The organism is Flavobacterium agrisoli, assembly GCF_016522065.1.
GTDB lineage: Bacteria > Bacteroidota > Bacteroidia > Flavobacteriales > Flavobacteriaceae > Flavobacterium > Flavobacterium agrisoli.
This window is the reverse complement of record NZ_JAEHFV010000002.1, coordinates 179,699-203,039: the sequence shown is the minus strand read 5'-3', so window position 1 is coordinate 203,039 and position 23,341 is coordinate 179,699. Positions and strand designations below refer to the sequence as shown.

Here is a 23,341-nt window from a genome sequence, read left to right as displayed (position 1 = left end):
GTTAGGGTATTTTTTTACTCGATTCGCGAACCAGAACTTCGGTGTTTAAAAACGTGATTTCCCTTACATCTTCTTTTTTGGGCGATTTGATGTTTTTCAAAATAATCTCAGCCGATGCTTTTCCCATTTTCTCTGCAGGATGGGTTATGGTCGAAATGTTAGGGTCGATAATTTGCGAAATGGGATCGTTGTTAAAACCAATTACAGCCACATCATCAGGGACTTTAAAGCCTCTTTTTTTAGCAGTTTGCACCGCACTAACCGCAATGATATCACCCGAAGCAAAAATACCGTCGGGTTTGGTTTTTAAATCAAATAAGTGATTACTGGCTTTAACGCCTTCTTCGTAGGTTACTTTTTTTAAATTGATAATTAACGATTCGTCTGTTTCTAGGCCAAAATCTTTTAAAGCTTCCAAATAACCTCTTTTGCGTTCGTTGTACAGATTGCCAAATTCGGCACCCGCTGTAATGTGTGCAATACGCTTGCAACCTTGTTCGATAAGGTGCTTGGTGGCTTTGTAACCGGCAGCATAATTGTCAATAATTACTCTAAAAGTATTGTATTCTTTAGGTACGCGGTCTACAAAAACAAGCGGAATATTATTGGCTGTAAATTGGTCAAAATGCGAAGTGTCTCGCGTTTCCATTGCTAAAGAGCTAATGACACCGCTTACCCGATTGCTATATAAAGATTTGGTTAAATTGACTTCTTCCTCGTACGAATCGTGAGATTGCATGATGATAACTTGGTAACCTGATTTTTGAGCCGTGATTTCGATGCCGCTAATTAATGAAGATAAAAAAGGTTGCGTAATAGTCGGAATTAAAACACCAATGGTTTTGGTTTTGTTCCCTCGTAATCCTGCAGCCAACGTATTGGGAACATACCCCATTTTTTCGGACATTTCCTTTACTTTTTTGATGGTTTTTTTGCTGATAGTGGGGTGGTCTTGCAACGCTCTAGAAATAGTGGAGGTAGCTAGATTTAGTTTTTCGGCAATATCGTAAATGGTAACGTCTTTATTTTCTTCCATAATTTTGTAGCATCAGTAAAGCAAAGATATTTAATTTTGTTTTACCCTAATTTAAACTTCTTTAGAAACGGTATACAACTAAAAAAGCGAGGTTAATATAAAACTAACCTCGCTTTCTTTATTAGGATTTTAAAAAAAATTATTGAGCTTTTAAAATTCTTTGAGCTTCTTTATTAAGGTCTTCATAGCTTTGTTCGCTAATGTCAATTCCAACACCTAAGATTTCTCCGCCTTTAAATGTTCCAGGAGTTGTATATTGGCTACTAACAGCATCGCCACTATCAAAACCTACACAAAGACCGTCTCCAGATAAAGTAAATTTACCAGGTTGTGTTTTCATAGGACCTTTAGCCACTTCTTTACCATCAATGTATAGGTGACCTGTACCAATTTGTTCTCCATGTTCTCCAGTTTTTTCTCTGATAAATTCAAAACCAAGAGCATGTTTACCAGGAGTTAATGTTGATGATGACACAAAAGCCTGTTCTGGTTTAATTCCTAAGAAATTATAAACATAGTGCAGTTTTTTATCTTTAATGAAAAGTGAATGTCCACCAAAACGGGATCCGTGAGCAAAAATTACCCCTGAAGCATCAGACTTAATATCTACATCACCTACAATTTTGTATGAACGACCACGTACATTTACCGCTACACCTTCTGGTACAGCAGCAGTTCCTGGATAGTATACATAACGTGTTTTTGGTTTTTCTTGAGAAGGACGTTCTGCTCCAATGATTTCCATAGCTGAACGGTCATCTAATGGTAAAACTAAATTTTTATCAGCCTCAGAAAACCAGGCATCTACTAGTTCTTTTAATTTTTCTGGATTCTTTTTAGCTAAATTATTTGCCTCAGCTCTATCAACATCAGTATTGTATAATTCCCAAACATCTTTATCAAATTTACCCGTTCCTGTTAATGGAGCGTGAACCGCTACTGCTTTCCAACCGTCTTTCCAGATTGCTCTGGTTCCTAACATAGTGTAGTACTGAATTTTCTTTTGAGTTGGGCCATCAGGTTTTGCATCAAATGAATATTTCATAGAAACTCCTGATAATGGATATTGTTCAACACCATTAAAATTAGTTGGCATTGTAATACCACAAATGTCTAAAATTGTTGGAACAATATCTGTTGAGTGGTGGTATTGATTACGTACTTCACCTCTTGCTTTAATTCCTTTAGGCCAAGAAATAATTAAAGGATCGCAAGTTCCTCCTGCATAATTACTGTAACGTTTGAACATTTTGTAAGGAGCAGAGAAAGCAGCAGCCCATCCGGTAGGGTAATGCTCATAAGTATCAGGACCTCCTAATTTGTCAATGTATTGTAAGTTTTCTGATAATTCATCTGGATATCCGTTAAAGAATTTGTTCTCGTTTACAGATCCTGTAGGAGAACCTTCTCCAGATGCTCCATTATCAGCAGCATACATAACAACAGTATTTTCAAGTTGACCTGTTTTTTCTAAATAATCAATAACACGACCTACTTGAGCATCAGTATATTCAGAGAAACCAGCATATACTTCAGCTAGTTTGGTGAATAATTTTTTCTCGTCAGCGCTTAACTTATTCCAAGGTTTAACGTAATCGTCTGGATTAGATATATTTGGAGGTAAGAAGTTGAAAGGAGTGTTTTTAGTTCCAGCTGGTAAAATCCCTTTTGAAATCATTCTTGGTAAAACCCACTCGCGGTAAGCATCATATCCAGCATCAAATTTTCCTTTATATTTTGCAATATATTCTTCTGGTGCGTGGTGTGGCGCATGGTTAGCTCCAGGGCAATACCACATATACCAAGGTTTTGAAGGGTTGGTTGCTTTTTGGTCTTTAATATATTCAATAGCTTTATCGGCTAAATCTTTTGATAAGTGATAGCCTTCTTCAGGTGAATAAGGAGCCTCAATAAAATGATTGTCTTCTACTAAATCTGGATACCATTGGTTGGTTTCTCCTCCTAAGAATCCATAATAACGATCAAAGCCCATTTGCGTTGGCCATTGTGCTTTTGAACCTCCAGAAGATACATCTTGTTCTGGAACATTATGGTTTTTACCAATCCAAAACGTACTCCAACCAGCTTGCTGTAATACTTGTCCAATTGTAGCACACTGAGCTGGGATTTGTCCGTTAGCTCCAGGGAAACCATCTGCAGTTTCGGTGATAGAAGCCATTCCGTTAATGTGGTGGTTACGTCCTGTAAGTAAAGTAGAACGTGTTGGTGAACATAATGCCGTAGTATGCCATTGGGTATAGGTCACTCCATTGTCAGCAATTTTTTGTAATGTTGGCATGTTAATGGCACCACCATAAGGAGACCAAGCTGCTTGTCCCGTATCATCATATAAAATAAATAATACGTTTGGCGCCCCTTCTGGAGCCGATTTTCTAGTGTAGGCACTCCAGTCAGATTTAGAATTTCTAATGTCGAGTTCAATAACTCCTTTGAAATTCTTTTTTACATCTTCTCTTGGATCCGCCTGGGCCTGTACTTTAGTCAGTCCTGAGGAGAGGAGAAAAAGCAAGAATAACATGCTTTTTTTAGTGTTAGTGATTTTCATAGTATTTAATTTAAAATAGTTCAGATTTATGAATTTTGATTGAAAGATTTTTATCTGTTCTTCTATAATGCTTTTTTATGAGAAAATTTTGATTTAAAAAATCAAAAAGAGACCTTAAAATTAATAATTTTTTTCTGATACCCGAGTTTTAATCGTGCATATTTACGCACAGAAAACGATTTTTTAATGTTTAAAAAAAAAATAACATTAAGATTTTGCCTTGAAAACATAATATTTTATACTTTAGCATACCGGAACAGAACAGTACAATATGTCAGCAGAAAATTTAAGTTTTCAAATTAACCATGATAGCGATTTGCCTAAATACCAGCAATTGGTAGATGCTATTCATAACGCCATAGCCGAACATGTTCTAGACAAAGGAGATGCACTACCTTCGGTAAACAGCATTTGCAAATCGACCCAGCTTTCAAGAGATACGGTTTTTAAGGCGTATACTATTTTAAAAGAACAAAATGCAATAGAATCGGTTCCAAATAAGGGTTATTTTGTGGTGGGCGAAACCCGAAAAGTGTTGTTGGTTTTGGATACTTTTAAAGCCTATAAGGAAGTTTTGTACCATTCGTTCGTCAATAATTTGCCCGATAACATTATCACCGAGGTGCAGTTTCATCATTACAACATCGATAATTTTAAAACCATTATTAATAACAGCATGGGGAAATATTATAAGTACGTGATAATGACGTTTGATAATAAAGAAATCCCCAAAATAATTTCGGTAATTCCCAACGAAAAATTGCTGTTGATTGATTGGAATATTCATGCGAAAGCAAAAAATAATGTTATTTATCAGGATTTTGGTAAATCATTTTATGAAGCGCTTCAAAAGGGTGTTTCGCTTTTTAAAAAATACAAAGCGCTGCATTTTATTTATCCCACCTATACGTTTCATCCCAAAGAAACACTGGACTATTTCAAAAAGTTTTGTACCGACAAACATTTTGACTATGCCATTTTAAAACCGGCTAAATTTTTAGAAATTCAAAAAGAAATTGCCTATATCAGTGTGAGCGATCGCATTTTAGGTCAGTTTTTAGAGCAATGTCGGGAACAGAATTTAGAACCCGGAAAAGACGTTGGTTTTTTATCGTATAACGAAACGCCAATGAAAAAATTCATTTACAAAGGTATTTCGGTAGTATCGACCGACTTTAACGAAATGGGAACTAAAGCTGCGGCTTTTATCACGCACGAAGAAACAATGCAATGTCATGTTGCCACAAAATTAATAATAAGAGAATCATTATAAGTTATGTATTATATAGGATATGATATTGGCAGTTCTTCTGTAAAAGTTGCCGTTGTAGAAGCCGAAAGTGGCAAAAAAGTAATCGTTTTGAATGAACCACAAAACGAAATGGATATTTTGGCTGTACAACCCGATTGGGCCGAACAAGATCCAGATATGTGGTGGAATTACATTTGCATTGCTACCAAGAAAGCGATTAAAGAAGCCAATATTGATGCGTCAAAAATTAGCGGTATCGGGATTTCGTATCAAATGCACGGTTTAGTAATTGTAGACCAAGTGGGCAAGCCATTGCGCAATTCGATCATTTGGTGTGATAGTAGAGCGGTTGGAATTGGTAATAAAGCATTTTCTGATTTGGGAGCCGAAAAATGCATGACGCATTTATTGAATTCTCCTGGAAATTTCACCGCCTCAAAATTGAAATGGGTAAAAGAAAATGAACCTCAAGTGTACGCTAAGATTCATAAGTATATGTTGCCAGGTGATTATATCGCTTTGAAATTATCAGGTGAGGCAACCACAACTATAAATGGACTTTCTGAAGGAATGCTCTGGGATTATAAAGAAAACAAAGTTGCCGATTGGTTGTTGGATTATTATGGAATTGATACCGATTTTACACCAAGAATAGTGGCAAATTTCACTTCTCAATGTTTGGTTAATGAACAAGCGTCTCAGGAAACCGGATTGCCTGTTGGAATCCCAGTGGTGTATAGAGCAGGGGATCAACCCAATAATGCATTATCGCTAAATGTTTTGCGTCCGGGCGAAGTAGCAGCAACAGGAGGAACTTCGGGTGTTTTTTATGCGGTGACCGAAACGAATGAAGGGAAAAGTACCCGTGTGAATAACTTTGTTCATGTGAATTCTACAGAAAACAATCCAAGAGTCGGAAAATTGTTAAACATTAACGGTGCCGGAATTCAATACCGTTGGATGCGTAACAATACCGGAAATGAATCGTATGAAGCGATGAATGAAAAAGCTTCACAAGTAGCCATTGGTTCTGATGGTTTAATTATGATTCCATTTGGAAATGGTGCCGAGCGTATGTTTAACAATCAAAATATAGGTTCACATTTTTTAAATATTAATTTCAATATACATTCTAATGCGCATTTGTACCGCGCTTCTTTGGAGGCGATTGCTTTTTCATTTGTATATGGAATGGAATGTTTAAAAGAAGATAATGCTTCCATTGGAGTCATTCGTGCGGGGAATGATAATTTGTTCCGTTCCGAGATTTTCTCCAACACGGTGGCCACTTTAATTGGTCATGAAATTGAAATTTACAATACCACTGGAGCGGTAGGAGCCGCAAGAGCTTGTGGCTTAACCGATGGCGATTTTGATAAGTTTGGTTCAAATATTACCAAAAATGATCACGTTATGACGTTTTTACCACTGCAAAACAAAGAACCGTATCAGGCGGCTTACGAAAATTGGAAAAAAGAATTAGAATTAATAATCACTCAAAAAAAATAAGAAATGATAACTTTAGGAGAAAAAGAATACTACAAAGGTATTGGTCAAATTAAATTTGAAGGAAAAGAGTCAGATAATCCTTTGGCATTTAAATATTATAATCCGGAGCAGGTAGTTGCCGGAAAAACAATGCGTGAGCACTTTAAATTTGCCATTGCCTATTGGCATACTTTCTGCGGGCAAGGAAGCGACCCATTTGGCCCTGGGACGCAACAGTTTGCTTGGGATCAATCTTCGGATTCGTATCAAGCTGCTAAAGACAAAGCAGATGCCGCTTTTGAATTTATCAGCAAAATGGGATTCGATTATTTCTGTTTTCACGATTATGATTTGATTAACGAAGGCCCCACTTTCGCTGAATCGGAAAAACGTTTGGCATTCATCACCGATTATTTGAAACAGAAAAAAGCCGAGTCTGGAATTAAATTACTTTGGGGAACTTCCAACTGTTTCTCCAATCCAAGATTCATGAACGGTGCTGCTACAAATCCAGATTTTAATGTGGTAGCAAGAGCTGGAGGACAAGTTAAATTGGCTTTGGACGCGACAATCGCTTTAGGTGGAGAAAACTACGTATTTTGGGGAGGCCGTGAAGGGTATATGTCTCTGCTTAATACGGATATGGGAAGAGAATTAGACCACATGGCGCAATTCTTAACCATGTCTAGAGACTATGCAAGAGCGCAAGGTTTTAAAGGAACTTTCTTTATTGAACCAAAACCAATGGAACCCTCTAAACACCAATACGATTTTGATTCGGCTACGGCAATTGGTTTCTTAAAAGAGTATGGTTTAGACAAAGATTTCAAAATCAATATTGAAGTAAATCACGCTACTTTGGCGCAACACACCTTCCAACACGAGTTAGAAGTGGCAGCCAAAGCCGGAATGTTAGGAAGCATTGATGCCAACAGAGGTGATTACCAAAACGGATGGGATACGGATCAGTTTCCAAATAACATTCAGGAAACAACCGAAGCGATGTTGGTATTCTTAAAAGCGGGTGGATTACAAGGCGGTGGAGTAAATTTTGATGCTAAAATCAGAAGAAATTCAACCGATTTAGAAGATGTTTTCCATGCACACATTGGTGGAGCGGATACTTTTGCTAGAGCATTATTAACAGCTGACAAAATTATTACCTCTTCGTCTTATGAAAAATTAAGAACAGAAAGGTACAGCTCATTCGATGCTGGAAAAGGAAAATCATTTGAAGAAGGAAAATTAAATTTAACCGATTTATACAACATCGCTCACGAAAATGGCGAATTGCCATTGCAAAGTGGTAAACAAGAATTGTTTGAAAATATTATCAATCAATACATTTAATAACATGTTGGTTTATTTTTATTAGTCGTGCAGAGGGTTGTTAAATGTATTTTGACAACCCTTTGTTTTTTGGAACGGCCTATTTGGCTTATTTTTACAATACTAATGAGTTAGAATTATGAACAACGTAAAAGAAATAATAATAAGCAATACAAACGGAATGAAATTGACGATTTCTACCCGCGGCGCTACCATTATCCGTTTGCAAGTCCCGAATTCGAAACAAGAACTAATCGATGTGGTGGTAGGTTTGCAAAACGCGAACCGTTATTTAGAGGAACCTTATCTTAGTACTCCGTTGTATTTGGGTTCGAGTGTGGGGCGTTATGCGGGGCGTATTTCGGGAGGTTCTTTCACAATAGAAGGCATCGCTTATCCGGTTGAACATACCAATGGTGTGCATTTACATGGTGGTAAAAACGGTCTTTCTGAAAAAAATTGGAAGGTAAAAGAGGTAACATCTAATAAAATGGTTTTGACCTGTTTTAGTCCGCATTTAGAAGAGGGTTATCCAGGCAATTTAAATGTGGGAGTGACCTATTTCATTGATGACGAAAATCGTTTAAAAATTACCTATCAAGCCACTACAGATGCGGCAACAGTTATCAATTTAACAAACCATGCGTATTTTAATTTAGAAGGTTCAGGAACAATTTTAAATCACGAATTACAAATTAATAGCGATGCAATCTTGGAGGTAGACGAGCGCTTGATACCTTCTGGTAAATTAGTTTCGGTTTCGGATACTGTTTTTGATGTTCGCAAGCCGACTACTATAAACCGACCAGCATTTCAAGGTTATGACGATACTTTTGTATTGCAAAAAGACAGTCCCATAAAGGCCTCTCTAGCATCGGCTAAAACCAATATTCGCATGAATGTATATACCAATCAGCCCGCATCGGTAGTCTATACGCCAAAAGAATTTGGAAAATTACCTTTTATAGGCGGTACAGCATTTGAGACTTTTCCGGCGATTTGTTTTGAAACACAAAATTTTCCCGATGCACCAAATCACGAAAACTTTCCTTCGGCCCTACTTATACCCGGCGAAAAATATACAAACGAAAGTATTTTCGAGTTTACTTCGTTCTAATTTTTTATTTTCTAGAAAAAGAAATTCCACAATCGGTTGTTTATTCGGTTGTGGAATTTTTGTTTTTCCTGCTGTTTTTTTAATTTAATTTGAAATTGTTTTAAGTTAAATAGCGGTTTTTTCTTGCTAAAATATGTTTTTTATGATTCTGAGATACATATTCAGGTTTAGATGTTAATAATCATTCAAAATCAACATTTTGTGTTTTTTTTAAGAATGAACCCCTTCCAATATTAAATTGTTACAAGGGGTTGTTTTTTGTCATTTATTTTTATAGAATAATCAATAATACTATTTTAAAATTATGTACTATATATTTTAAACCTATTATTTTTTACTATATAACAAAAAAAATAAACACAACCGATTGCGTGTTTTGTTATTTTATTTATATTTGTTTTAGATGAAATTAACATTTCGTTGCTTTCAGCTAACTGTTAACAACAAACCAATTAATTCAAATTTTAAATCAACTGTTTATGACAAACTTTTTATTATTTAAAAAGAAACATAAAGTAAGATTAGGGTTTTTGCTTCTAATGTTTATGTTTTATGCGCATATAAATGGTCAAACCACCACAGTCTCCGGAATTGTATCGGATAAAAATGGACCATTGCCAGGTGCTACCATTTTGCTTAAAGGTTCATCCATTTCTACCATGACTGATTTTGATGGTTCCTTCAGTTTGGCTAACGTTCCAGCAAATGGGGTGTTGAGTTTTAGTTTTGTGGGCTATAAAACAGAAAATATTAATGTAGCAGGACAAACCTCATTTCAGATAATATTAAAAGAAGATTCTCAAGCTTTGAATGAAGTGGTGGTAGTAGGTTACGGAAAAATGAAACGTAGCGATTTAACCGGTTCGGTCGCATCGGTTTCTAGTAAAGCCATATCGCAATCGGTAACAACATCGGTGGAACAAGTTTTACAAGGTCGTGCTGCCGGTGTTCAAGTACAACAAAATAGCGGGACTCCAGGAGGAGCCTCATCGGTACGTATTCGAGGAATTAGTTCGTTAACAGCTTCGAACGAACCAATTTATGTGATTGACGGCGTTATTATTGATGGGACAACAAGTAATTCAAACACCAATCCCATTGCGGCAATTAATCCCTCAGATATTGTTTCGGTAGATATTTTAAAAGATGCTTCGGCAACCGCTATTTATGGTTCTAGAGCCGCAAATGGTGTTATCATTATCACCACAAAAAGAGGTAAAAAGGGAGAGTTATCTTTAAACTTTAATAGTTTTATTGGTTGGCAAGAAATTCCTAAAAAAATTCAGTTACTGAATTTACAAGAATATGCTATTTTAAAAAATACACGCTCCGATCTGGGTATTGTAGAACGCGACAATAATTTTATTCGTCCTGATTTGCTAGGGAAAGGAACCGACTGGCAAGACGAATTGTTTACGTCGGCTCTAATGCAAAATTATTATTTGTCTGCTTCTGGCGGTTCGGAAAAAAGTACCTATTATATGGGAATTGGTTATTTAGACCAAGATGGTATTGCAGTGGGCTCTTCTTTTAAAAGAATGAATTTAACTAGCAATGTTGATTCGCAAGTAAGGGATTACTTAAAGTTAGGTTTGAATTTTGCCTTAAATAACTCAGAGCAAAAAACAACAGTTACCGATCAAGCTTTGATTTTAACGGCACTAAAACAAACGCCAAATGTGGCAGTTCGAAACGCAGACGGTTCATTTGATGGACCCGATACCGATCAATTTGTACAAAACAATCCTATCGGATTAGCGATGATTAATGATAATCACAATGAAAATATCGGAATTAGAGCCAATACTTTTGCAGAAATTACCTTTTTTAAGGGGTTAACTTTTAAAACACAATATTCTTTAGATTACGGTTTTGGGAATATTTATACTTTTAATCCTTCCTATACTTTCGGAGCCATTTCAAATGATGTTAGACTAGGTACTCGCACCAAAAGTTTCAGTAAATTTTGGAGTTGGAATAATGTGCTGAACTACACACGTGACTTCGGAAAACATTCGATTAACGCCATGTTAGGTCAAGAAATGCAAGAATCGCATTGGGAAAATTTATTTGGTTCGCGTTTGGGGTATTTAACCAATGGTGCAACCGATTTAAATGCAGGTGATGCTACTACGGCCAAAAACTCAAATGCAAGTGTAACGAGTGCCTTAAAATCCTATTTTGGTCGTTTGTTTTATTCGTTTGATGATAAATATTTACTCACCACTACACTACGTCGTGATGGTTCTTCTAAATTCCATGAAGACAATCGTTGGGGTTGGTTTCCATCAGCCGCTTTTGCTTGGAAAATGTCTAATGAGAATTTTATGAAAGAAAGTAAAGTGGTCAACGACTTGAAACTTCGTTTGGGTTGGGGAGTAGTAGGAAATCAAAATGTTCCAAATTATGCTTATACTTCTACTTATGGAGCTACAGCCACCAATTGGGGTACCGGATTATTGGCTTCTAATACCGCCAACGAAGATTTGAAATGGGAGAGTACCTATTCTAGCAATATCGGTTTGAATGCGGGGTTTTTGAATAATCGTATCGAGTTAGTAGCCGATTTTTATTATAAAAAGACCAAAGATTTATTACTGCAATTGCCTTTACCTGCTTTTGTTGGTACAACGGGTCAAGGTGCAACATCTCCACCCTGGGTTAATGTGGGCTCTCTTGAAAACAAAGGGTTTGAAATTTCTTTGAATACGGTAAATATTGAGAATAAAGATTTCAGTTGGAATTCCAATGTCGTTTTTTCAGTAAACCGAAACAAAGTATTGTCTCTAAATACCGAAACAGGTGTTTTAAATCGAACTATCCAACAAGGATCGGATGTAACGGTAGTAACCCGAACGGCAGTAGGGCAACCTATTGGGCAATTTTATGGCTACAAAGTAATTGGCCGATTTGAAAAAGCAACCGATTTTTATTACAAAGATACCGACGGGAATGTGGTGCCGACGGCTTTGCCTAAAGACATGCAAATTGGCGAAAACGGCGTATGGATAGGCGATTATATGTTTGATGATGCTAATAAAGACGGTATAATCGATGAAAAAGATTTGCAATATATTGGTAATCCGAATCCCGATTTTACTTTCGGATTTAATAATACCTTTTCATACAAAGGTTTTGATATCAGTATTTTTATTGATGGATCTTATGGCAATGATGTGGTCAATTATCAGCGACGTTGGTTAGAAAACCCACGAGAAAATACCAATTTATACAAAAGTGCTTTGGGTTATGCGCAATTAGCCTTAATTAATCCAAATGGGCCTGTTGATTACAGAAATGTTGAAATAGTAGGTGGCGATCCCTATATGCCACGAATTGCTGCTTCCTCTGCCGCCTCAACCTCTAACTATCGCTTTAGTGACAAATTTGTGGAAGACGGTTCGTTTGTTCGAGTGCGAAACATTTCTGTTGGATACAATTTACCAAAATCATTTGTTGAGAAATTTCATTTGGCTGGAGTAAAAGTGTATTCGAATATGCAAAATGTACTTACGTTTAGTAAATACACTGGTTTTGATCCAGAAATAGGGTCACTTAATCAAGACGCTCTTTTGACAGGTATTGATAACGGTCGTTACCCAACACCGCTGATTTATACTTTTGGATTAAACGTTAATTTTTAATTAGAAACATCATGAAAAATAAATATATCAAGTATAGTTTTTGGGTAATAATTCTTGCCGTACTTACAAGCAGTTGTAATGATGATTTCCTTGAAGTAACTCCCGAAGATCAAATTACAAAAGAGAATTTTTACCAAACCGAAGCCGATTTTAGTGCGGCAACGGCACCTCTTTACAACAAAGTTTGGTTTGACTTTAATGACAAATTTTATTACGGTTTGGGCGATGGTCGCGCCTATAATTTATACGCTCCTTATTCGGATTATATTTATCCCTTTGCCGATTTGACCGAAACCGGGTTAACAGGACCCTTAGTGTCGGCTTGGGGATCTTTTTATAATGTAATTCAGCAATCCAATAATGTTATCATCGGAATTAACGGTAGTACAGTTAGCGAAACAATTAAAGCCAAATATATTGCCGAAGCACGTTTTATGCGAGGAACAGCTTATTGGTATTTGGCTTCGTTATGGGGCAATGCCATTATCAGCACCAATTCAATTGATTTAGTTAAAAATCCGATAGTAAATACCAGTCCACGAAAAGATGTTTTTGAATTTGCAATTCGCGATTTAGAATATGCTGCTAAATACCTTCCGGTTTCTGCAGGACAAGCGGGGCGTTTAACCAAATACAGTGCCTACGGTATGTTGTCTCGTTTGTACTTATCTGTTTCGGGTTTAAGTGATAATCCGAATAGTGGAAACCGAAATCAAGAGTATTTAGATTTAGCCAAAAAAGCAGCCGAAAAAGTAATCAATGAAAGTCCATATATACTGATGGACGATTACGCAAATTTGTTTAAAATTGATAACAACAATAATTCCGAATCGATGTTTGCTTTGCAGTGGGTTCCCAATGGTGATTTTGGTGTAAACAATACGCAGCAAGCTTATTTTGCACTAAGTTCAGATATTACAGGTGATGATGCTGCTTGGGGTTATTGGACTCGAGCTACAAATGACATTTTATATGCCTACGAAACCAAAGATAAACGTCGTAAAGCAACTTGGATGGCAGATGATGATTTTTATCCAGAAATTAATGTTTCGAACGGAGGATATACTGTAGACCATGCCAATACATTTGTGAATGTTAAAAAAGGAGTGGTTGGGTCTACAAAAGACAATAGCAAAATATCCAAACAAAACTCTGCCTTAAATACCTATATGCTACGTTTAGCCGAAGTATATTTAAATTATGCCGAAGCTACTTTAGGTAATAACGCAAGCACGGCTGATGCTAATGCCCTTTCGTATGTAAACAAATTACGTGTAAGAGCAGGGTTAGATCCAAAAACGACTTTAACTTATGATGATATCATTCGCGAACGGCGTGTTGAGTTGTGCATGGAAGGTCAATATTGGTACGATTTAGTTCGACGTTCGTATTACAAGCAACAAGAAGTGGTTAATTATATAACAGGCCAATCAAGAGGCATTATCGTTCCTATTACTTACGATGCAGCAACCAATACTGCAGCAGTAGATCCTACCCGTGATAATGCCGCAAGAGCTATAGGGGCTATTGATGAAAGTATTTTTTTATTGCCTTATCCGGAATCGGAAGTAATTCAAAACCCTTTATTAAATGAGCCGCCTGTACCGTATGTATTTACGGAAGAAAAAATAACCGATTTATTCAATTAATTAGATTTTCAGAAAAATGAAAAAGTATATAATAAATACAACATACAGCATGGTCATTATGGCATTTTTGGTGGTGCTGGGGTCTTTGTTATTTCAGTCATGTGATAGCAATGATAGTATGGAGGGAAGACAAATAATCATTAATCGTGTCTTTTTGGAAGATGTCAATTCAGCAGTTCCTGATAGAGAAGTTTCCTTTGCCCGTTTAGGGCAGTTGCTTCGTATTGAAGGTGCTGGTTTTACGGGGTTGCGAAAAGTGTATATCAACGGTTATGCCCAATATTTCAATCCGGTTTATGTATCAGATAATTCGATGTTAGTCGCTATTTCTGCAGATACGCCAGTTATTGATGCCGACCCTAGTGTGCGCAACACGATTAAATTTGAAAACACGGCGCATGAAACTGTTTTTGATTTCGAAATTCGTTCGGGTGCTCCGGCTATCACATCGATTTCCAATACACTTCCAAAAGTGGGCGAAATTATCACGGTTTACGGTTCGGGATTAACCGAGGTGAATAAAGTAATTTTTCCTGGAAATGTAGAAGTGACAACAGGTATTGTGTATGATGAAGACGGCGAATTTTTTACTGTGACCATGCCGTCGGGTGTTTCGCCAAACGGAGGTTCTCTTTTGGTGCAAAGTGCTAATGGAGGCGTTTATTCTCCGGCATATTTTAATTGTAAAAAAGGAGTTATTCTCGATTTTGACGGAAGTGGTACTCATGGATATTGGGGCACTTCTATTAGTATGATTCAAAATACCGATATTGAATCAGCTTTGATTGGAACTGGAAATGCATCACAAGGAAAATATGTGCCCCATCGACCTTCTAGAATTGCTTCTTTTGATGCAGCAAAAAACCGGTGCTCAGAAGTTTGGACGGCAGGAAATGGAGTAGACGATTGGCGAGGGCAACTTACACCATTCATTCCAGCAACCACTCCTCTAAATCAAGTGGCTTTGCAGTTTGATATTTATGTGCCGAATGTGTGGAATAATACCGGCTTTTTAAAAATTTGTTTAATTAATAATTTTAATGGAGGCGAATGGGCTGGTGCTACGTATAACTATGTTCCGTGGATTGCTGCCGACGGCACAAAAATTCCTTTTCAAACTACAGGATGGCAAACGGTAACTATTCCGCTAAACAAATTATATAGTTTTTCCAGCGGCGATTTCACTTTTGATGATGTCTTGAAATTCCGAGAAGCGGCAACATATAAAAATTTTGGTATTTACTTTGAAAACTCGGATATCAAATTAACCAATGTTACAGGTGCGCCCACCGAAACCGTATATGCCTCTGCTGCTACTTCGGTCAGTGTATTTACGGATAATTGGCGAATCGTGTCTTTGAACACGCCGACCTATAGTGATTTTCCTGAATAAAACCACGAACGAAAATTGAGCTAATCACGAAAGTAAATGTATCCTATTAAATAAAAAAGACATGAAATTTAAAAACATATTACCAGTTATAGCTTCCTCATTGGTTTTGTTTAGCGCATGCGATGAGCAAAAAATGGAATGGGGTAAAGATCCAAGTCATGGTGAAGTAGCTTCATCGGAACTGCCTTTAGCCTTGGCTGAAAAAATTACACGCTACGAGCCTTTAAAAACGTACGCAACTTCTCCTTTGGGAGTAGGAATCGGCGTAGATTTGTATTTGAGTGATCCGGTGTACCGTGCCATTGTCAACGAAAATTTTGATGAGGTGGTTCCGGGTTATGCTATGAAACATGCTGCCATGGTAAAGTCGAACGGAACAATTGATTATACAAAAATGGATGAATTTATCTCCCAAACCAAAGCGGCTGGTTTATCGGTTTTTGGACATACATTGATTTGGCATCAAAATCAAAATGCTTCTTATTTAAACGGACTTATTGCGCCCACTATTATTCCGGGAGCAAGTGGTGCCAATTCACTTAATATTGCTGGTTTAAAAGATGGAACATTTAGCGGAGGATGGGCTCGTAACAATCCGGGTGCTGGTATTTCGGTAGTGGATGGTGCCGGATTAACAGCCACTTCTAAAGCCTTGAAACTGATTTCGAGTGCTACTTCTTCTCAAAATTATAATTTGCAACTCACCTCTCCAAATGTTTCCATCGTAACAGGACACAATTATGAAATTTCTTTTTTTATAAAATCGGAACAAGATGGAAAAGGACGTTTATCTTTTACCGGATTGGTTAATAATTACCCTTGGAAAGATTGGTTTGCAAATGGCGCTTCGTGGACCGAAGCTTTTGTCACTTCTTCGCAATGGAAACAAGTCAAAATAAAATTGGCTCCCGCTGATTTTGTAACAAGTGGCACAAGTTTTAAATTCAATTTAGATTTGGGTTATTTACCCAATGTGACCTATTATATTGATGTAAACACGTTAAATGTAGTCGATTTAGATGCGCCGGCAACGGTAGCTAATTTGGTTAGTAATGGTGATTTTGAAGGGAATACATTAAATCCGTGGAGCGGTTATGGAAACAGTTCAACACGTGCTGTTTCTGCTAATGGACAAGGTTATAATAACAAAGGATATGCAATGGTTTTAACAAATCCTACTGCAGCAAATAATTATAGTGCGCAACAGGTATATACATTTGCCTCTGCCTTAACAAAGGATAAAGAATATACTTGTACTTTTTGGGCCAAAGCAAGTGTACCGATTAGTCTTCAACTCGAATTGCAAAATGCAGCCTATAGCGGCGATTATTATTCCGGTATTACCATAGGGACATCTTGGACACAAGTTACCAGAACTTTAAAGCCAAGCACAGCCGATCGAACCAAATTTGTTTTCGATTTTGGTGAAACTGCTGCTACATTGTGGATAGACGATGTTGTAATTACCGAAGCAGGTGCTACATCTGGACCTTCGGGACCGGTAACGGTTGAGAAAACAGAAGCACAAAAAACACAAATAATCGAAGCAGCAATGACTGATTGGATTTCGAAAATGATTACACATTATAAAAATGATGTTAAAGCATGGGATGTAGTAAACGAACCCATGAAAGAAGGCGGCTCTTTACGAGATGGAGTCGTAACCGAAATGGCTAGCGATGAGTTTTACTGGGTGAAATATTTGGGTAAAGAGTATGCAGTGAAAGCCTTTAAACTGGCCCGTCAATACGGGAATGCTTCTGATAAATTGTTTATTAATGATTATAATTTAGAAAGTTCATTAGCTAAATGTGATGGTCTTATTGATTACGTAAAATACATAGAAAGTCAAGGAGCTACAGTAGACGGAATAGGAACTCAAATGCACATTTCCTTAACAACAAACAAAGATCAAATAGTACAAATGTTCCAAAAATTGGCTGCAACAGGGAAATTTATAAAAGTATCGGAGCTCGATATTCGTTTAGGAACCAAAACGCCAACAGCTGTACAAATGGCCGATCAATCAGCTATGTATCAGTTTGTAATTGATTCGTACAACCAGTATATTCCAAAAGCACAACAATACGGAATTACTATTTGGGGTGTTTCGGATAGCGAAAAAGAACACGAAAATTGGTTGCCTGATGAGTCTCCAAATCTTTGGGATGCTAGCTACCAACGCAAACATGCCTACAAAGGAGTGTCTGACGGATTAGCTGGAAAAGATGTGAGTAAAGATTTTTCTGGAGACTTAATTATTGGAGATTAAGGATCTCTAAATTAAACTGTAGTAATCATCCCTCGATTGTATTTTAGAATAAGTCGAGGGATTTTATTTTCAATCAAGTATAGGTTTAATTAGAAGGAAAACTTTAAAACCAATAGTTTTAAACGTATTTTAATAATTTACTTAGGTGACTTGAATGGTTTTTTGATGAACAGTGGAAAAGGATTTACTACTATTTTAAAGATTTAACAAACAAAAGTTGTCTTATTTTATAGGAATTGAAATACGGGTTTTTTCTAAATTTTCAGAAGAAATTCGAAGCTTAATAATGCCTTTTTGATCTTTTTTTGCCCGAACTATAACCAAAGCTAATCCGTTAAAAGCATTTCTTTCAAAGGAACTAAAAGCGGTTAAATCGGATGGATTTCCATTATCTGTCGCCACAATTTCGCCAGGACCTTCAATAGAAAAAATTAGTTTGTTTTGAGCATTCGGAACCAATCGATCTTTTTTATCCATCACTTTTACGGTAATGAAAGCCAAATCTTCTCCGTTAGCTTGAAGCGTTTTAGTATCACAACTAAGCATTATTTTATTAGGATCGTCTGTAGTCTCAATGGTTTCACTTGCCCATTTCTTGTCTTTTCTGAAACTTACAACTTCTAACTTACCGGGTTGATACACTACATCATCCCAACGCAAGCGGTACTCAAAAGCTTGCTTTTTCTTTCTACCTAAAGATTTTCCATTCAAAAATAATTCGGCTTCATCACCAGAAGTAAAAACATGTACTGGCGTTACTTTGCCTATTTGATCAGGCCAATTCCAGTGTGGTAAAATATGGGCTAGTGGCAAGTCGGGCCGCCATCTTGATTGATACAAATAAAAGCGGTCTTTTTTAAAACCAGCCAAATCAATAATGCCGCAATAAGAACTTTTAGCCGAATAATACGGGGTAGGCTCACCTAAATAATCCCAACCGCTCCAAACAAATTCACCGGCTACGAAAGGATGTTTGTCTTGTGTAGCAAATACTTTATCCGGCGAAGAACCAAACTGAGCTGTATACAATTCGTAGGCACTCACTTCTTTTGTTTTCGGATTACCACCTGTTGTATCGCTAACTGGTGCCGAATTTTCAGTTGTAACCGGAAAAATATAAGAACCTCTGCTGCTCAACGCCGAAGCGGTTTCGCTACTCACAATTATTTTGTGGGGGAAAGTTTGATGAAAAGCATCATAGAGTGGTTTGGTTCGAATGCCATTTGTTAAATGAGCATAGGCTGGTGCATTTCGAATGCCTTCGCCTTGATAATTTAAACTGATAAAATCCATTTCATTCGAAAAAGGCATATCGGGTTTGGCAAAATTTTGCGAAGCAGAAGCCGGGCGCGTGGGGTCTTCTTCATGAACGATATTGTGAAGTTTTTTTGCAATTTTTGCCCCCTCTTTATCGGTGTATTGTTCGCCAACTTCATTGCCAAAACTCCAAGCGATTACAGATGGGTGGTTACGATCCCTACGCACGAATGAACGTGTATCCGCTTCATGCCAATCATCAAAAATTAAGTGAAAATCAAGTGGCGTTTTTTTGCGTTGCCAGCTATCAAATATTTCGTTAATAACCAAAAAGCCCATTTTGTCGGTTAATTCTAAAAATTCGGGAGCAGGTGGATTATGCGCTAATCGAATAGCATTACAGCCTAATTCGCGTAAAAGTTCCAATTGTCTTTGGGCAGCTTTAACATTAAAAGCAGCACCCAAAGCACCCAAATCATGATGTTGATTGACTCCTTGAATTTTAATTTTTTCTCCGTTTACGATCAGGCCTAGGTTGGCATCAAACTCGATTTTCCGAATTCCAAATTTTGTTTCATAAGTATCAACTAAAGTGTTGTTTTGAAACAATTCGGTATAAGCTAGGTACAAATTTTGTTTTTGCTTCGGAAACACGCCCCATAATTTGGGATTTTCTAAAGTTAGTTGAACGTTACTTGTGTTATTGGTGTTTTTTTCGATTTCGAAAGTTTGGATTGGAAAAGAGTCTATTTTTTTTCCAATTTTTTTTCCATTGACATCGGTTTCATAAAGGGTCGTTTGGGCTCGAATAGTTTGTGCATTAGGGGTGTTGTTTTGCACTTTTAACTCGAAGTTTAGGATCGCTTTATTTGGACTTACTTCTGGAGTGGTAATAAAACTGCCCCAATGCGCAATATGAATGAGAGCGACTTTTGTAAGCCAAACATTTCGATACAGACCTCCACCAGGATACCAGCGTGCAGCATGATTAGGGTTGTCTAATCGAATAGCCAATTGATTCGGTTTATCGTAACGCAAATAAGGAGATAAATTCAAACGGAAAGAATTGTAGCCATAAGGCCAACCTCCAACCAAATGACCGTTGAGCCAAACCATTGCATACGACATTGCTCCATCTATATCCAGATAAATAATTTTGTTTTTATCGGAAGGATTTAATTCAATTTTTTTCCGATACCAAGCTACACCGTGGCTTGGTAATCTCCCCATGCCACCACCAACTTCTGGATTTTCTCCAGAATAAAATGGTCCCGTAATTGCCCAATCGTGAGGTAAATTGACCTCTTGCCATTGCGAATCGTTAAAATCATTTTGTACAAAGGGAAAATCCGAACCTGGGTTTCCTTCTGGGCGAAGGTGTTTTTTAGAATCTTCTTTAATGAATTCATTTGCCGTGGGTAAAATCCAATTTTTTAAGACATTTTGATTGGAAGCTACCACTATCGCTTCGGTTGGTTTTGAGTCGGCTACTTTTGCATCGTTGGTATCCTCAATTTTTGGGCGTACATCGTAAATTAAATCGTCCGGATTATCGGCATATTTCATAAACTGCCACGATTCGTTTAAAGAACTCACCTCACGGAAAATGGGCTGCGTTTTAGGCTCATTAGATTGTTGCGCCTGAATAGTAAATATATTCAAGAGCCAAATGAGAATTACAAATCCGATTTTGTGAAAGGCTGTTTTTTTCACGAAAATAAAAGTTTAGTTTGAAATTGATTTTACGCACCGTAAGGATTAATGGTTTGGATGCTACCGTCTTCGTTATGATGTAATTCGGTCATTTTCATTGAGCGCAAGTGGGTTATTCCTTCGGACAAACTCGAATCATGATAAAACAAAAACCACTTTCCCTTGACTTCACAAATTGAGTGGTGCGTTGTCCAACCTACTACTGGATTTAAAATTCGGCCTTGATAAGTAAAAGGGCCATAAGGCGAATTGCTTGTGGCATAACAAATAAAGTGGGTGTCACCAGTAGAGTAGGACAAATAGTATTTGTCTTTGAATTGATGCACCCAAGGTCCTTCAAAAAAGCGCCTTTCGTTATCACCGGCCAAGAGCGGAGCACCTTTTTCATCCAAAATTTGAATGGTTCTCGGACTTTCGGCTAACGTTTTCATATCATTAGTCAAACGCGCTACAATAGGACCTAAAGCCAATTCGTTTGGTTGCGGTTCTACATGATGTTCATCGAATATATTTTCGCGGTATTTTTGCAATTGACCACCCCAAATACCACCAAAGTACAAATAAAAAGAAGCTGTTTTTTTGTCTTCAAAAACGGCTGGATCTATGCTATAGGTGCCTTCAATAGGATTAGGTTCAGCTATAAAAGGACCAGTGGGAGAATTGCTGATGGCAACTCCTATTTTAAAAAATCCACTATAATCTTTCGCGGGGAAATACAAATAGTACATGCCGTTTTTGTAAGCTGCATCGGGTGCCCACATTTGTTTTGCTGCCCAAGGAACATCATTTACATGTAAAGCAATACCATGGTCGGTGACGTCAGATTCTGGGGATTCCATCGAAAAAACATGGTAATCTTCCATTCCAAAATGATCCCCATTATCATTAAACGAAATTCCAGCTTCGATATCATGTGAAGGATAAATATAAATTTTACCGTTAAAATAATGAGCGGATGGATCTGCGGTATATAGGTCTTTCACAAGTGGTTGCGAAATGGCTTTTTGGCGTAATGCAACAAAATCAATGTGTGCTATACTATCTTCTGGCATAATTATGTAGTTTAAAATCTGTGAGGTTATTTTCTTCTTTCATTAAGATCATTTTCAATTTGAATTTCCAATTGCTTGTTGATTTTATAGGCAAATAAAAGGACTACACCAAGCAAAAAAGGGACTGCAGGGAAAATACTAACCAAATATTTGATTCCCATAATGGCACTTTCGTTTTGCACCGCAGCGTTGGGAATGTACTTGTAGTGTCCTAAAATAGAGGTAGTGAGAGCACCACCAATGCTAAGGCCTGTTTTTAATCCGACCATCATGGCAGAAAAAATTATAGCTGTAGCACGACGGTTGTTTTTCCACTCCGAATAATCGGCAACGTCGGCAATCATCGCCCATAATATCGGAATCGTAATTCCATAAAAAAATCCGTGAAGTATTTGCGCCAAAAAAATCAAGGTAATCGATTCGGGTGCAAAAAAATAAAAGGCTATGATAAACAAAGTTGAAAGAAATAAGAACAGTCCGAAGATGTCTCTTTTCCCGTATTTGTCTGCTAATTTTTTTGAGCAGGTAATACCAATTATCATAAATATTATTCCGCCCGCATTGAATAATCCAAATCCAGCTGAAATAGGATCGTTACCAAAAACAGATAAGCCGATGCGGTCTAAAAAATATAAAACAGGAGCAACAAATGAGGTTAATTGGTCTTTATTAATGTAATTTTCAAAATAATACACATACGAACCGCCTTTCATAGCAAGTGTTATAAAAACCAATGTGGTTAATGCTAACATAATTACCCATGGACGGTTTTGTAACAAATCGGCAAGGTCTTCTTTTACACTTGATTTTTGTTCTGGTTTGGGAATGATACGTTCCTTGGTAGTTAAAAAAGTGACAATAAGCATTAGTGTTCCAACAATGGCCAGTGTGGTCATAACTTTTTCAATCCCAAGAGATTTATCACCGTTACCAGCACTTTTGATGATGGCTAACATGAAAACCTGAACAAAAAATTGCGCAAACATTACGGCAACAAATCGATAAGAAGATAAGCTATTACGCTCTTTCATATCACCTGTAATTACACCACTTAAAGCTGAATACGGTAAGTTGTTTCCGGCATAAAATAACAATAATAAAGTATAAGTTACTACAGCATATAGTAATTTACCTTGATACGAAAAGTTGGGGGTGGTAAAAGCAAGAATAGCAACTATCCCTAGCGGAATCGAAGTAAATAAGATCCAAGGCCTAAACTTTCCCCATTTGCTTTGGGTTCGGTCGGCTAAAGCCCCAATGATGGGGTTAAAAATAAAGGCAGCAATTAAACCGACTACCAACATGATAATAGAAGAATCTTGTGCAGACAAACCATAAATATCTGTATAAAAATAGGCCAAATAGGTCATAAGTGTTTGAAATACCAAATTGGCAGCTAAATCGCCTAGACTATATCCTATTTTTTCTTTTACAGATAATTTTTGAGAGCTTTGAGACATGTGTGGTAGTTTACTAGTTTAGTTTTGATGTATTACTTGTTATTTTAGGTTTTTATTATTTAAGAATGAATTTTAAATCTATTTTATTGTTAATTCAATTAAGACAATCGGTT

The 23,341-nt window shown here is 37.1% G+C and carries 13 protein-coding genes; 8 read left to right on the top strand and 5 right to left on the bottom strand.

Annotated elements, in window-relative coordinates:
• Position 1: 1 nt before the first annotated feature.
• The gene (locus I5M07_RS05960) at positions 2–1,036 is read right to left on the bottom strand and encodes a LacI family DNA-binding transcriptional regulator (protein WP_200105306.1); all 1,035 of its coding nucleotides are present in this window, start codon (positions 1,034–1,036) and stop codon (positions 2–4) included.
• A gap of 139 nt (positions 1,037–1,175) precedes the next feature.
• Positions 1,176–3,602 (bottom strand): arylsulfatase, encoded by a 2,427-nt coding sequence (locus tag I5M07_RS05955; RefSeq protein ID WP_233621966.1) that lies wholly within the window; start codon positions 3,600–3,602, stop codon positions 1,176–1,178.
• A 271-nt stretch (positions 3,603–3,873) separates the two neighbouring features.
• On the opposite strand from I5M07_RS05955, the gene I5M07_RS05950 reads away from it, so the two are divergent.
• From I5M07_RS05950 to I5M07_RS05915, 8 genes are all read left to right on the top strand, one after another.
• A complete protein-coding gene (locus I5M07_RS05950) occupies positions 3,874–4,875 on the top strand; it encodes a GntR family transcriptional regulator (RefSeq protein WP_200105305.1) in 1,002 nt (333 codons plus the stop codon).
• 3 nt (positions 4,876–4,878) lie between these two features.
• Positions 4,879–6,363 (top strand): xylulokinase, encoded by a 1,485-nt coding sequence (locus I5M07_RS05945; protein WP_200105304.1) that lies wholly within the window; start codon positions 4,879–4,881, stop codon positions 6,361–6,363.
• A 3-nt stretch (positions 6,364–6,366) separates the two neighbouring features.
• Positions 6,367–7,692 carry a xylose isomerase gene (gene xylA, locus I5M07_RS05940; protein ID WP_200105303.1) on the top strand — a complete coding sequence of 442 codons (1,326 nt, stop codon included), beginning with the start codon at positions 6,367–6,369 and terminating at the stop codon, positions 7,690–7,692.
• Positions 7,693–7,810: 118 nt separating this feature from the next.
• Entirely contained in the window at positions 7,811–8,788 is a 978-nt protein-coding gene (locus I5M07_RS05935) for an aldose epimerase family protein (protein WP_200105302.1), read from the top strand.
• 479 nt (positions 8,789–9,267) lie between these two features.
• Complete coding sequence (locus I5M07_RS05930) at positions 9,268–12,432, top strand: SusC/RagA family TonB-linked outer membrane protein (RefSeq protein WP_200105301.1); 3,165 nt, start codon at positions 9,268–9,270, stop codon at positions 12,430–12,432.
• Between the two features lie 11 nt (positions 12,433–12,443).
• Positions 12,444–14,081 carry a RagB/SusD family nutrient uptake outer membrane protein gene (locus I5M07_RS05925; RefSeq protein WP_200105300.1) on the top strand — a complete coding sequence of 546 codons (1,638 nt, stop codon included), beginning with the start codon at positions 12,444–12,446 and terminating at the stop codon, positions 14,079–14,081.
• Between the two features lie 16 nt (positions 14,082–14,097).
• Positions 14,098–15,474 carry a glycan-binding surface protein gene (locus tag I5M07_RS05920; protein WP_200105299.1) on the top strand — a complete coding sequence of 459 codons (1,377 nt, stop codon included), beginning with the start codon at positions 14,098–14,100 and terminating at the stop codon, positions 15,472–15,474.
• A 61-nt stretch (positions 15,475–15,535) separates the two neighbouring features.
• Positions 15,536–17,746: an endo-1,4-beta-xylanase gene (locus tag I5M07_RS05915; RefSeq protein ID WP_200105298.1), complete on the top strand. Its 2,211-nt coding sequence runs from the start codon at positions 15,536–15,538 to the stop codon at positions 17,744–17,746.
• 222 nt (positions 17,747–17,968) lie between these two features.
• On the opposite strand, the gene galB is transcribed toward I5M07_RS05915, so the two are convergent.
• The 3 genes from galB to I5M07_RS05900 are packed head-to-tail and all read right to left on the bottom strand — an operon-like array spanning position 17,969 to position 23,228.
• A complete protein-coding gene (gene galB, locus I5M07_RS05910) occupies positions 17,969–20,716 on the bottom strand; it encodes a beta-galactosidase GalB (protein ID WP_317191312.1) in 2,748 nt (915 codons plus the stop codon).
• A gap of 29 nt (positions 20,717–20,745) precedes the next feature.
• A complete protein-coding gene (locus I5M07_RS05905) occupies positions 20,746–21,768 on the bottom strand; it encodes a glycoside hydrolase family 43 protein (protein WP_200105297.1) in 1,023 nt (340 codons plus the stop codon).
• Between the two features lie 26 nt (positions 21,769–21,794).
• Positions 21,795–23,228, bottom strand: coding sequence for an MFS transporter (locus I5M07_RS05900; protein ID WP_200105296.1), 1,434 nt, complete (start codon positions 23,226–23,228; stop codon positions 21,795–21,797).
• Positions 23,229–23,341: the final 113 nt, after the last annotated feature.

Bases quoted from the DNA above. Each gene is read 5' to 3' on its own strand.
- I5M07_RS05950 (WP_200105305.1), top strand. From the start codon at position 3,874: ATGTCAGCAGAAAATTTAAGTTTTCAAATTAACCATGATAGCGATTTG.
- I5M07_RS05900 (WP_200105296.1), bottom strand. From the start codon at position 23,228: ATGTCTCAAAGCTCTCAAAAATTATCTGTAAAAGAAAAAATAGGATAT.
- I5M07_RS05935 (WP_200105302.1), top strand. From the start codon at position 7,811: ATGAACAACGTAAAAGAAATAATAATAAGCAATACAAACGGAATGAAA.
- I5M07_RS05945 (WP_200105304.1), top strand. From the start codon at position 4,879: ATGTATTATATAGGATATGATATTGGCAGTTCTTCTGTAAAAGTTGCC.
- I5M07_RS05905 (WP_200105297.1), bottom strand. From the start codon at position 21,768: ATGCCAGAAGATAGTATAGCACACATTGATTTTGTTGCATTACGCCAA.
- I5M07_RS05960 (WP_200105306.1), bottom strand. From the start codon at position 1,036: ATGGAAGAAAATAAAGACGTTACCATTTACGATATTGCCGAAAAACTA.
- I5M07_RS05955 (WP_233621966.1), bottom strand. From the start codon at position 3,602: ATGAAAATCACTAACACTAAAAAAAGCATGTTATTCTTGCTTTTTCTC.
- I5M07_RS05930 (WP_200105301.1), top strand. From the start codon at position 9,268: ATGACAAACTTTTTATTATTTAAAAAGAAACATAAAGTAAGATTAGGG.
- I5M07_RS05920 (WP_200105299.1), top strand. From the start codon at position 14,098: ATGAAAAAGTATATAATAAATACAACATACAGCATGGTCATTATGGCA.
- xylA (WP_200105303.1), top strand. From the start codon at position 6,367: ATGATAACTTTAGGAGAAAAAGAATACTACAAAGGTATTGGTCAAATT.
- I5M07_RS05915 (WP_200105298.1), top strand. From the start codon at position 15,536: ATGAAATTTAAAAACATATTACCAGTTATAGCTTCCTCATTGGTTTTG.
- I5M07_RS05925 (WP_200105300.1), top strand. From the start codon at position 12,444: ATGAAAAATAAATATATCAAGTATAGTTTTTGGGTAATAATTCTTGCC.